This is a genomic window from Cellulomonas septica (assembly GCF_012396155.1).
Lineage (GTDB): Bacteria > Actinomycetota > Actinomycetes > Actinomycetales > Cellulomonadaceae > Cellulomonas > Cellulomonas septica.
Map to the genome: position 1 here is coordinate 1 of NZ_JAAXOY010000033.1, position 12,179 is coordinate 12,179.

Below are 12,179 nucleotides of genomic sequence, written 5' to 3' on the forward strand. Positions count from 1 at the left end.
TCTCGCGACGAGGTTGGCGGCGGCCCGGGCCGCCTGCCGGCCGGCGAGCGTGCGCGCCTGGTCCGGCCCGGGACCGACGACCACGACGGTGCCGGCCTCCAGCAGCTCGCGGACGGACCTGGCCTCGGCCCGGTGCTCGCGGTCGGCGATCACGGCGAGCGACCGGTCCGTCGGGTCGATGTCGAACCCGACGGACACGACGCCGTCCTCGGTCTGCTGCGTCACCGCGTACCCGGCCTCGCGGAACACGGCGATCATCCGGCCGTTCTGCGGCAGCACGTCCGCGACGAACCGTCGCACGCCGCGCTCGCGCGCCGCCGCGGCGAGGTGCTCGAGGAGCACCGACCCGATGCCGCGGCCCTGGTGCGCGTCGGACACGTTGAACGCGACCTCCGCCTCCTCGGGCGCCTCGCCCACGAGCCGGTCGTAGCGCGCGACGCCGATGATGTGCTCGACGCCGTCGGCGTCCGCCGCGACCGCGACGAGCGCGACCCGGTCGACGTGGTCCACGTTGACGAGCCGGTGCAGGTCGCGGTCGGGCAGCCGTTCGAGGTGCGCGAAGAAGCGCAGGTAGGTGGACCGCTCGGACTGCGCGACGTGGAACGCCTGCAGCGCGTCGGCGTCGCTCGGCCGGATGGGCCGCACGTGCGTCGTCGACCCGTCGGCCAGCACGACGTCCGCCTCCCACGCGGCGGGATAGCGGGCGGGCGCCGCGTCCTCGTCGACGTCTGCCATGCACGCCAGGCTATCCGTGCGCGGCGCTGCGTCGTGCGCGCCCGCGTGCCGTGCCCACGACGCGCCCCGGACGGGCGACAATGGGCGGCGCACATCCCGCACCGGACCGAGGAGCACTCCCGCATGGCGCGTCGCCCCGCGACCCCGAACCTCCCTCCCGAGGACCTCGTCGAGCGCATCGTCGACATCGACGTCGCCTCCGAGATGGAGGGGTCGTTCCTCGAGTACGCGTACTCGGTCATCTACTCGCGTGCGCTCCCCGACGCCCGGGACGGACTCAAGCCCGTGCAGCGGCGCATCCTGTTCCAGATGGCCGACATGGGCCTGCGCCCCGACCGGCCGTACGTGAAGTCGGCGCGCGTCGTCGGCGAGGTCATGGGCAAGCTCCACCCGCACGGCGACGCCCCGATCTACGACGCGATGGTCCGTCTGGCGCAGGCGTTCGCGCTCCGGCTGCCGCTCGTCGACGGGCACGGCAACTTCGGCTCGCTCGACGACGGACCCGCCGCCCCCCGGTACACCGAGGCGCGGCTCGCACCGTCGGCGACGGCCATGACGACGGGCCTCGACGAGGACGTCGTCGACTTCGTCCCGAACTACGACAACAAGCTCACGCAGCCCGAGGTGCTGCCCTCGGCGATCCCGAACCTGCTGGTCAACGGCGCGGCGGGCATCGCGGTCGGCATGGCGACGAACATGGCGCCGCACAACCTCGTCGAGGTCGTCGCGGCGGCGCGGCACCTGGTCATGCACCCGGACGCGACGCTCGACGAGCTCATGCGCTTCGTGCCCGGCCCGGACCTGCCGACGGGCGGCAAGATCATCGGCCTGGACGGCGTGCGGGACGCGTACCGGACGGGCCGCGGCGCCTTCAAGACGCGCGCGACGGCGGTCGTCGAGAACGTCACGCCCAAGCGCAAGGGCATCGTCATCACCGAGCTGCCGTACATGGTCGGCCCGGAGAAGGTCATCGAGAAGATCAAGGAGGGCGTGCAGAGCAAGAAGCTCTCGGGCATCTCCGACGCGGTCGACCTCACGGACCGCCAGCACGGTCTGCGCCTCGTCATCGAGGTCAAGACGGGGTTCCACCCCGAGGCCGTGCTCGAGCAGCTCTACCGGTTCACGCCGCTCGAGGACTCGTTCTCGATCAACAACGTCGCGCTCGTCGACGGCCAGCCGCGCACGCTCGGCCTGCGCGAGCTGCTCCAGGTGTGGGTCGACCACCGGATCTCCGTGGTGCGCCGCCGCTCGCAGTTCCGGCTGACGAAGCGGCAGGAGCGGCTGCACCTCGTCGAGGGCCTGCTCGTCGCGATCCTCGACATCGACGAGGTCATCCAGGTCATCCGCTCGTCCGACGACGCGGACTCCGCCCGGACGCGCCTGCAGACCGTGTTCGACCTGTCCGAGCCGCAGGCCGAGTACATCCTCGAGCTGCGCCTGCGCCGCCTCACCAAGTTCTCCCGCCTCGAGCTCGAGCGCGAGAAGGAGCAGCTGCTCGCGGAGATCGCCGAGCTCGAGGCGATCCTGCGCGACGAGCAGCGGCTGCGCGTCCTCGTGTCCGACGAGATGGCCGAGGTCGCCGCGACCTACGGCACGCCGCGCCGGACGATCCTCCTGGAGTCCGCGGGCGGCACGTCGGTGTCGGGTGCACCGGCCGCGCGCGCGTCCGCCACGCCGCTCGAGATCGAGGACTCCCCCTGCTGGGCGCTGCTGTCCGGGACGGGACTCCTCGCGCGCACGGCCGGTGCCGACGCGCCCGTCCGGTCGTCCGACGCCCGCCGCGCGAAGCACGACGTGCTGGTCGCGGGCGTCCCCACGAGCGCCCGTGCGGACATCGGCGTCGTGACCTCGCGCGGTCGTGTGCTGCGGCTGTCGGTCCTCGACCTGCCGGCCCTGCCGCCGACCGACGGTCCGCCGTCGCTGTCGGGCGGTGTCCCGCTCGCGGAGCTCGTGACGCTGCCCGCGGGCGAGCGCGTCGTCGGCCTCGCGTCCCTCGCCGCCGACGCCCCGACGCTCGCCCTCGCGACCGCGCAGGGCACCGTCAAGCGCGTCGCGCAGGGCGACGTGCCGGGCAACAAGGACGAGTGGGTCGTCGTGGGGCTGCGCGACGACGACGAGGTCGTCGGTGTCGCCGCCGTGGCGGACGACGACGAGCTGGTGCTCGTGAGCTCGGACTCCTCGCTCCTGCACTTCCCCGCGTCGTCCGTGCGCCCGCAGGGCCGGGCCGCCGGCGGCATGGCGGGCATCAAGCTCGCGTCCGGCCAGCGGGTCGTCGCTTTCGGTGCGGTGCGGCCCGACGAGGTCGGCGACGCGCTCGTCGTGACCGTCTCCGGCTCGTCGAGCGCCCTGCCGGGCACGCAGGCCGGCGCCGCCAAGGTGACCCCCTTCGACGCCTACCCCGGCAAGGGTCGCGCGACGGGCGGCGTCCGCTCGCACCGGTTCCTCAAGGGCGAGGACACGCTCATCGCCGCGTGGGTCGGTGCGGGACCCGCGTGGGCCGCAGGCTCCGCGGGTCAGCCGGTGGACCTGCCGACACCGGACCCGCGGCGCGACGGGTCGGGCACGCCGCTGACGGTGCCGGTGCACGCGATCGGCTGACGCCGGCCGACCCCGACGGCGGCGGCTCTCGCCGTCGTCCTCTGCACGGGGTCGTGCGACCGCGTGTCAGCGGACGGGTGCCCCGGTCCACCCGACGAGCGCGACCACGTTGTCGCGCTTCGGCGCCGGCGGTCGTGCCTCCGCCGCGGGCACGGGCCGGGCCCGCCGGGCGGCGTGGTTGCGCTCGACCACGGCCACCGCGAGCATCCCCTGTGCCACCAGGTAGGTCAGCATGACCCACACGTCCTGGCCGGGCAGGTGCCACGTCGGCACGAACGCCTCGAGCGCGATCAGGCCGTCGGACACGACGAACACCGCGCCCGCGGCCCCCGCGAGCGGGCTCACGCCGGTCGCGAGGACCGCCATCGCGACGAGCACGCCGCCGTAGACCGCGACCGGCACCAGCAGTGCACCCGCGTGCGGCGCGCAGAGCCCGACCAGGACGACGAGGACGACCGCGTACGGCACCAGGCGCACCGGGTGCCGGTAGGCGACCGAGCGACGCGCGTCGGGTGCGAAGGCCACGACGTACGCGACCTGCGCGAGCAGGAACCCGCCGACCATGAGCAGGAACGCGGTGTCGCCGTCGGACGTCGCCGGGAGCGTGTCACCGAGCCACGAGCAGCCGAGCGCGACGAGCGTCCACGTCACCAGCCGCCCGCGCGGCCACCGGGTCGCGGTCGCGACCGCCGCGGCGAGCAGCGGCATCGCGCACCACTGCGCGACCTCCGCGACGGCGTCGGCGCCCGCCGCACGGCACACGAGCAGCAGCACCGCGTCGACGACGTAGAGGACCGACCACACGCGAGCGGCGACGGGCAGGGACCGGAGCACGGCGACCTCCTGGGACCGGACGTCAGCGTCCGGGACGGCACGCGGCCGGACCTCGTCGTCCGGCCGTCGCCGATGCTAACCCGCGTCGCGCGCCCTCCGAGGACGGTTCGCGCGGCCGTCGCCCGCAGGGCTCAGAGCTCGATCGCGTACATCGCCGAGCTGGCGTACACGGCGTACCCCAGGCCCGTGTAGAGCCGGTGCGCACCCGACCGGTTCGCGGTGTCCACGCTGAGCTCGGCGTACTCCATGCCGTCCGACCGGTAGACCGCCATGACGGCCGCGAGCAGCGCCGACGCGAGCCCGCGGCCCCGCCACTCGCGCACGACCCCGAGCAGGTCGGTGTACCCCGCCGAGTGGCCCGTGACCTCCCAGTCGGCCTCGTACCGCCCCGACAGCAGGTAGCCGACGACCTGGTCGTCGCCGTCCAGCGCGACCAGGCTCCACGTCGGCGCGAACATGCTCCTGCCGTGGACCCACTGCGCCGCGTTGCGCGGCTCGCTCCCCCAGTGGTCGGCGAACGCGGCGTTGTGCGCGAGACGCGCACCCTCGTCGTGCTCGGGCGCCCACGGGACGATTCGCACGCCGTCGGGCGTCGGCGCGTCGGGCAGCGGCACGTCGAGCGGGCGGCGCATCTCGGCGTAGTAGCGCACGGGCGTCATTCCCGAGCGGGTCAGCAGCCGGGCCGCGTCCTGCGCCTCGTCGGGCACGTACGCCGCGATCCGAGCGGGCAGCTCCTTGCCGCTCGCCGCGAGGACCTGACGCGCACGCGCGTGCGACCAGGCCACGATCGCCCGGCCGACACCGCGACCCCGCCAGTCCGGGTCGACGCCTCCGCCCACGAACGCCCGCACGACGCGCGTGTCGCCCGGGGGCTGGTCGACCTCGGCCCACGCCCGCGGCACACCGTCGGCGTCCAGGCCGACGAGCGTGTCGCGCGGGATGTCGCGCCACTCGCCGTCGAGCTTCTCGTCGATCTCCTCGGCCACCGTCCGGTAGGGCACACCGTCGGCGACCTCCGTGCGGGTCACGAGCGCGCTCAGCGCCGGGACGTCGTCTCGCGTCACCGGGCGCCAGGTGAGCCCGAGCGACGGGTCGGGCAGCGGGACGTCGACGGGCGCGGCGGCACGCTCCGCGATGGGCGGCAGGGAGGTGGTGGTCACCGTCCCACCCTCGCCGCGGCCCCCGGCCGGGGGCAACCGTAATCCGCTCGACGCCCCTGCCGTCGGTGTGGTGCCGGTACCCGCGCGCGTGCCCGACACCGAGGTGGCGGGCACGCGGAGCCTCGTGGAGCCTCGCGGAGCGTCGTGGGGCGGCCGGCCGCGACGACCTCAGGCGTCGATGCGGGACCGGTCGAGCGCCTGGGCACCCGCGACGATGAAGTCCTTGCGCGGCGCGACGTCCGAGCCCATGAGCAGCTCGAAGATCTGCTCGGCCCGGGCCGCCGCCTCGACGGTGACGCGGCGCAGCGTGCGATGACGCGGGTCCATCGTCGTCTCCGCGAGCTGGTCGGCGTCCATCTCACCGAGACCCTTGTACCGCTGGATGTCGTCCTTGTAGCGCTTGCCGCTGCGGTCGAGCCGCTTGAGCGTCGCCGCGAGCTCGGCCTCGGAGTAGGTGTAGAGGTACCGGTCCTCGGGGTCGGCCTTGCGGCCACCCCCGACGAGCTCGATGCGGTGCAGCGGCGGGACCGCCGCGTAGACGCGCCCCTGCTCGACGAGCGGCCGCATGTAGCGGAAGAAGAGCGTGAGCAGCAGCGTGCGGATGTGGGCACCGTCGACGTCGGCGTCCGTCATCATCACGACCTTGCCGTAGCGCGCGGCGTCCAGGTCGAACGTCCGGCCCGAGCCCGCACCGATCACCTGGATGATCGAGGCGCACTCGGTGTTCTTCAGCATGTCCGTGACGGACGCCTTCTGGACGTTGAGGATCTTGCCGCGGATGGGCAGCAGCGCCTGGAAGTCCGAGCTGCGCGCGAGCTTGGCGGTGCCGAGCGCGCTGTCGCCCTCGACGATGAACAGCTCGCTGCGGTCCACGTCGTCGATGCGGCAGTCCGCGAGCTTCGCGGGCAGCGACGACGACTCGAGCGCGTTCTTGCGGCGCGAGATCTCCTTCTGCTTGCGCGCCGACAGCCGCGCCCGCATCTCCCCCACGACCTTGTCGAGCAGCAGCGACGACTGCGCCTTGTGGTCGCGCTTGGGCGACACGAAGATGCCGCCGAGCTCGGTGTCGAGGACCTTCGCGACGATCGCGCGCACCGGCGCGGTGCCGAGGACCTCCTTCGTCTGGCCCTCGAACTGCGGCTCCGCGAGCCGGACCGTGACGACCGCGGTGAGGCCCGCGAGCACGTCCTCCTTCTCGATGCGCTCGGTCGCCGCGTCCTTCGCGCTGATCTTGAGCCGGCGCGCGTTCGCCTCGACGGCCTTGCGGACCGTGCGCAGCAGACCCGTCTCGAACCCCGCGAGGTGCGTGCCGCCCTTGGGCGTCGCGATGATGTTGACGAACGACCGGACCTCGGTCTCGTACCCGGTGCCCCACCGCAGCGCGACGTCGACCTCGCACGTGCGGCTGACCTCCTGCGGGGTCATGTGGCCGCGGTCGTCGAGCACCGGCACCGTCTCGGTGAACGTGCCCGACCCCGTGAGGTGCCAGGTGTCCGTGACCGCCGGGTCCGGCGACAGGTGGTCGACGAAGTCGACCACGCCCCCGCTGTGGAAGAACGTCTCCTCGTGCGGGCCGCTCTCCCCCGGCGTGCCCGGGATGCCGCGCTCGTCGCGCACCGTCAGCGTGAGGCCGGGCACCAGGAAGCTCGTCTGGCGCGCACGCGTCACGAGCTCGTCGTAGGAGAACACCGCCGTCTTCGGGAAGATCTGCCGGTCCGCCCAGTAGCGCACGCGCGTGCCCGTGCGGGCGCGGGCCGTCTTGCCCACGACCGCGAGCTCGGAGCCCGAGACGAACGGCTCGAACGGCGACTCGGGGCTCAGGCCCTCGCGGTCGTCGAACACGCCCGGCTCGCCGCGGTGGAACGTCATGCGGTGCGTGCGGCCGCCACGGTCGACCTCGACGTCGAGCCGCGCCGACAGCGCGTTGACGACCGACGCGCCGACGCCGTGCAGACCGCCCGACGCACCGTACGAGCCGCCGCCGAACTTGCCACCCGCGTGCAGCTTGGTGAACACGACCTCGACGCCCGTCAGGCCGGTCTTCGGCTCGACGTCGACCGGGATGCCGCGGCCGTTGTCGCGGACCTCGACGGACGTGTCCGCGTGCAGCACGATGTCGATGCGGTCACCGTGCCCGGCGAGCGCCTCGTCGACGGAGTTGTCGATGATCTCCCAGAGGCAGTGCATGAGCCCGCGGCTGTCGGTCGTGCCGATGTACATGCCCGGGCGCTTGCGGACGGCCTCCAGGCCCTCGAGCACCGACAGGTGCCGGGCCGTGTAGCCGGACTGCGGGGAAGTCGTCGTCACGGGGGGATGGTAGCCGGGCGGCCTGACAGCGCCGGGGAACCTCGCCGCAGCGGACACGGCCGGGACACGGGTCGGACACGGTCCGGACACGATCTCGTCCCGAGCGGGGGAAACCCCGTACGCCGGGAGCGAACCACCCGCCGCCGGTGAGATGGATCCGCGTCCGGGATGGTTGTATGGAGACGTGACAGGGACCATGACCGAGCCGTTGACCGCAGCCGACCGTTGCGACCGCTGCGGTGCCCAGGCCTACGTCCGCGTGGTGCTCCCCGTGGGCGAGCTGCTGTTCTGCGCGCACCACGCGCGTGAGCACGCGCCGAAGTTCGCGGACGTCGCGACACACGTCCACGACGAGACCGACCGCCTGCTCGCCGAGCACGGGGCCGGCACCGGCGCCGCCCGCTGAGGCACCGCACGACACTCGCACGACGAGGCCCGGACCCACCACGGTCCGGGCCTCGTCGCATCCCGGTCCCTCCGTCGCCGTGCGGCGGTCGGGTCGGCGTCCCGTGGCCGCGCGACGGCGGGATCGCCGGGCGACGGCCGAAGGTCTGGACGGCGGCCGACCTGCCGTCCGGCCGCAGCGTCGCCGTCAGGCCAGGATGTCGTGCCACTCCAGGACCCGGTGCGAGCGCACCACGCCGTGCACGACGAACGGGTCCTCGCGGACGAACCGCTCCGCGGCCTCGCGGCTCACCAGCACGCACATCGACCCGTTGCGCTGCGGGTCCTCGAACACACCGACCGCGAGCAGGTCACCCCGCTGCGCCGCGGCGTCGACGTGCGCCGAGTGCGCCGGCATGTGCGGCGCCCCCACCGTGAGGACGTCGTCGGCGGGCTCGTAGAACACGACGAAGCGGCTCACCGCTCCCCTCCCTCGGACTCTGCTCCTGCGGCGGCGTCGCCCGCTGCGTGGCTCGCGAGCGCGTCGAGGACCACGCCCCACCCCCGGACGAACGCACCGCCGCGGTAGCCGCCGGGCAGCGCGCACGCCGCCTCGAGCTGCGCCTCGGTCATGCGCTCCCAGCCCCGGTGCTCGACCGCCACGCGCGTGAGCGACGGTCCGAGCGCGCGGAACGTGAGCTCGACCTCCGTCGGCTCGGGCGTGATGGACCACGACATCGTGAACCCGTGCGGCCGGTCCCAGGTGACCATGCGGCCCCACGTGTGCGTGCTGCCGTCGTCCCACGTCTCCACGACGTCCCCGCCCACCCGCGGGTCCACGGTCACGTCGCGCACCCGGTCCGTGCCGATCGAGAACGGGTCGACTGGCCACCATGCGCCGAGCTCGGTGACGAAGACGTCGAACGTGCGCGCCAGCGGTGCGCGCACGAGCGTCGACTGCCGGACCGGCGGCGGGACGAGGGGCACGACCCGGGCGCCCCCGCCCGTGGCGTCACGCGGAGGCACGGTGCGCTCCTTCGTCGGCGGGCGACCCGGAGCCCGCGTCGGCCTCGGCGAGACGACGGGCGACGTCGAGCGACGCGGCCCACGTCTCGTCGAGGAACTCCCGGAGCTCGGCGAGCCCCTGCGGTCGCGCTCGGTAGAGGTTGCGGGTCCCCACGGTGCGGTGCGTGACGAGCCCGGCGTCCGACAGCACGCGCAGGTGCTGGCTGACGGCGCTGCGGGACACGTCGAACGCGTCGGCGAGCCGGCCGACCGCCAGCTCGTCGTGCGCGAGCAGCGAGAGGATCTCCCGGCGGCGCGGCTCGGCCAGCGCGCGCAACGTGTCGTCGGGGGGCGTCATGGCGCCCACGGGCCGGTCGTCGATCCCTGCATCGCGCACCTCCGGTCAGCGACGTGACGGTTCAATCGTCAGTCTTCGCTAACGGTTAGTCAAGACTGACCGTCGAGCGGCGTGCTCGTCGCCCGACGGAAACGCGGACGGCGGGAGAGCGCGAACGACGGCGGGAGCGCGTACGACGACGTGAGCGCGAACGACGGCGGGAGCGCGAACGACGACGTGAGCCCGAACGACGACGTGAGCGCGAACGACGGAGCCCGCCCCCGCCGAGGCGGGGACGGGCTCCAGGACGACGCCGGGGGCGCCGGTCAGTCCAGGTAGTCGCGCAGGACCTGCGAGCGCGACGGGTGGCGCAGCTTCGACATGGTCTTGGACTCGATCTGACGGATGCGCTCACGCGTCACGCCGTAGACCTTGCCGATCTCGTCGAGCGTCTTCGGCTGGCCGTCGGTGAGGCCGAACCGCATGGACACGACGCCGGCCTCGCGCTCGGACAGGGTGTCGAGGACCTGGTGCAGCTGCTCCTGCAGGAGCGTGAAGCTCACCGCGTCGGCGGGCACGACGGCCTCGGAGTCCTCGATGAGGTCACCGAACTCGCTGTCGCCGTCCTCACCGAGGGGCGTGTGCAGCGAGATGGGCTCGCGGCCGTACTTCTGGACCTCGACGACCTTCTCGGGCGTCATGTCGAGCTCCTTGGCCAGCTCCTCCGGCGTGGGCTCGCGGCCCAGGTCCTGGAGCATCTGGCGCTGGACGCGCGCGAGCTTGTTGATGACCTCGACCATGTGCACCGGGATACGGATGGTGCGCGCCTGGTCGGCCATCGCGCGGGTGATCGCCTGGCGGATCCACCACGTCGCGTACGTCGAGAACTTGTAGCCCTTGGTGTAGTCGAACTTCTCGACCGCACGGATCAGACCGAGGTTCCCCTCCTGGATCAGGTCCAGGAAGAGCATGCCGCGACCGGTGTAGCGCTTGGCGAGCGAGACGACGAGCCGCAGGTTGGCCTCGAGCAGGTGGTTCTTGGCACGACGACCGTCGCCCGCGATCCACTCGAGCTCACGGCGCAGCTTCGGCTCCATCGTGACACCGGAGTTCAGGCGCTCCTCGGCGAACAGGCCGGCCTCGATGCGCTTGGCGAGCTCGACCTCCTGCTCCGCGTTCAGCAGCGCGACCTTGCCGATCTGCTTGAGGTAGTCCTTGACCGGGTCGGCCGTGGCGCCCGCGGTGACGACCTGCTGGACCGGTGCGTCGTCGTCGTCGGCGTCCGAGTACACGAAGCCGGCGCTGTCCTCCGACTCCTCCTCGGTCGCGGCCTTCGGCGCCGCCTCGGTCGACTCCTCGTCGTCGCCCTCGGTGGTCTCGGCCGTCTCCTCGGTGTCCTCGGCGGCGACGTCGACGTCCTCGAGCGTCTCGGTCTCGTCGATCTCGACGTCCTCGAGCTCCTCGGCCTCGTCGATCTCCTCGTCGGAGTCGCCGGCCTTGCCGGGCGTGGCGGCCTTGGCGGCCGAGGCCTTGCCGGCCGGCTTGGGACCGGTCGACTTCGCGGCAGGCTTGGCGGTGGCCTTGGCGGTGCCGGCGGCCTTCGCGGTCGTCGCCTTCTTCGCGGCGGGGCGAGCCGGCGCGTCGCCGTCGGCCTCGTCACGCGCGACGACGGCCTTGGTCGACGTCCGCGCCTTGGCGCTGGTCGCCGCGACGGCACGCGCGGGGGCCGCGGCGGGCTGCTGCACGCCGATACCCGCGGTGCCGAGGCCACGCATGACGGCCTTCAGACGCTTCGGGTCCTGGACGTCCGCCTGCTCGCAGGCGGAACGCAGCTCCTCGGCGCTGACGGTGCCATGGGTCCGCCCCCGGAGGACCAGCTCCTGGAGGGCGGGGTGCTCGAACTCGCGCGGGAGCGCGGGATGCGGGGTCTGGGACGACACGAATTACCTTTCGGCAGCGAGACACCCGGAGCGGGAGCCGGGAGGTAGACCCATATTGTACCGGCGGAGACCGCGCACGGCGGCTGCGCCGGCAGGTGTGGCGCCCTCGTCGACGCCGGCACACGGGCTGACGTCAGTCCAACGGACGAGCGGCCCCCGGCATTCCCGCGCAGGGCCGCACGATCTCGCGAAGAGCCGCACGACAAGCACGAGCACGGACCACCCGGTGCCGCGTCCGCGCGGTGTGCGACCGGGCACGTGGCCGACGACAGCCCTCCCCGGCGGTGCGGGCTCTGCTCAGCTCGCGGCGGGCTTCACCGTCAGGACGGGGCACGGGGCGTCGAACAGCACGCGCTGCGCGTTGGCGCCGAGGATGAGCTTGCCCACGGGGCTGCGCCGACGCAGGCCGATGACGACCAGCTGCGCGTCGATGTCCTCGGCCGTCCCGATGAGGTCGTCCGCGACGTCGCCGCCGTCCAGCAGCCGCACCTCGTGCGGGATGCCGCCGGCCGCGAGCTCCGACTCGACCTGCGCGAGCGCCTGCTCGACCGCCGCACGCTGCTCGGGCGCCTCGTCGGGGCGCGCGCTCACGACCACGACGACCCTCGAGTCGTTCCGGCGCGCCTCCTCGACCGCCGCCTCGAGAGCCGCCCGGCCCTCGGGGGTCGCCAGGTAACCGACCACGATGCCGCCCATCGGTCCTCCCTCGTCCACAACCGTCGCGCCGTGGCCGTGACGCTACCCGAGGTCCGGCCGACGTTCGAGGGCACACGCGTCGGACCTGCCCGTTCGCCACCCCTTGGGCTCAGCACGCCGACCGCACCCAGCCCGGTGGGACGGCCGCCGCGAGCACGTCCGCGAGCAGCACCGCGAGCCGGT

At 73.5% G+C, this 12,179-nt stretch carries 11 protein-coding genes; 2 read left to right on the forward strand and 9 right to left on the reverse strand.

Going from position 1 to position 12,179, the window contains the following annotated elements:
- On the reverse strand, positions 1-735 hold a 735-nt coding region (locus tag HGA02_RS02925; protein ID WP_168677405.1), incomplete at its 3' end, for a GNAT family N-acetyltransferase.
- A 123-nt stretch (positions 736-858) separates the two neighbouring features.
- On the opposite strand from HGA02_RS02925, the gene HGA02_RS02930 reads away from it, so the two are divergent.
- Positions 859-3,333: a DNA gyrase/topoisomerase IV subunit A gene (locus tag HGA02_RS02930; protein ID WP_168677406.1), complete on the forward strand. Its 2,475-nt coding sequence runs from the start codon at positions 859-861 to the stop codon at positions 3,331-3,333.
- Positions 3,334-3,399: 66 nt separating this feature from the next.
- Here HGA02_RS02930 and HGA02_RS02935 read toward each other — a convergent pair whose 3' ends face one another.
- The 3 genes from HGA02_RS02935 to HGA02_RS02945 form a co-directional block, all read right to left on the reverse strand.
- A complete protein-coding gene (locus HGA02_RS02935) occupies positions 3,400-4,167 on the reverse strand; it encodes a lysoplasmalogenase family protein (RefSeq protein WP_343035231.1) in 768 nt (255 codons plus the stop codon).
- A gap of 131 nt (positions 4,168-4,298) precedes the next feature.
- Complete coding sequence (locus HGA02_RS02940) at positions 4,299-5,327, reverse strand: GNAT family N-acetyltransferase (protein ID WP_168677408.1); 1,029 nt, start codon at positions 5,325-5,327, stop codon at positions 4,299-4,301.
- 168 nt (positions 5,328-5,495) lie between these two features.
- Entirely contained in the window at positions 5,496-7,634 is a 2,139-nt protein-coding gene (locus HGA02_RS02945) for a DNA gyrase subunit B (RefSeq protein ID WP_168677410.1), read from the reverse strand.
- A 196-nt stretch (positions 7,635-7,830) separates the two neighbouring features.
- Here HGA02_RS02945 and HGA02_RS02950 point away from each other — a divergent pair, with 196 nt between their 5' ends.
- Complete coding sequence (locus HGA02_RS02950) at positions 7,831-8,040, forward strand: DUF7455 domain-containing protein (RefSeq protein ID WP_225916503.1); 210 nt, start codon at positions 7,831-7,833, stop codon at positions 8,038-8,040.
- A gap of 186 nt (positions 8,041-8,226) precedes the next feature.
- On the opposite strand, the gene HGA02_RS21570 is transcribed toward HGA02_RS02950, so the two are convergent.
- From HGA02_RS21570 to HGA02_RS02975, 5 genes are all read right to left on the reverse strand, one after another.
- Positions 8,227-8,499 (reverse strand): YciI family protein, encoded by a 273-nt coding sequence (locus HGA02_RS21570; RefSeq protein ID WP_168677413.1) that lies wholly within the window; start codon positions 8,497-8,499, stop codon positions 8,227-8,229.
- Positions 8,496-9,044, reverse strand: a complete 549-nt coding sequence (locus HGA02_RS02960) for an SRPBCC domain-containing protein (protein WP_343035234.1) — start codon at positions 9,042-9,044, stop codon at positions 8,496-8,498. The genes HGA02_RS21570 and HGA02_RS02960 overlap by 4 nt, the downstream gene beginning before the upstream one ends.
- On the reverse strand, positions 9,031-9,381 hold the full coding sequence (locus HGA02_RS02965) for an ArsR/SmtB family transcription factor (protein WP_168677415.1): 351 nt from the start codon (positions 9,379-9,381) through the stop codon (positions 9,031-9,033). The genes HGA02_RS02960 and HGA02_RS02965 overlap by 14 nt, the downstream gene beginning before the upstream one ends.
- A 305-nt stretch (positions 9,382-9,686) precedes the next feature.
- On the reverse strand, positions 9,687-11,300 hold the full coding sequence (locus tag HGA02_RS02970) for an RNA polymerase sigma factor (protein WP_168677418.1): 1,614 nt from the start codon (positions 11,298-11,300) through the stop codon (positions 9,687-9,689).
- 297 nt (positions 11,301-11,597) lie between these two features.
- Positions 11,598-11,996, reverse strand: a complete 399-nt coding sequence (locus HGA02_RS02975) for a universal stress protein (protein ID WP_124341184.1) — start codon at positions 11,994-11,996, stop codon at positions 11,598-11,600.
- Positions 11,997-12,179 lie beyond the last annotated feature (183 nt).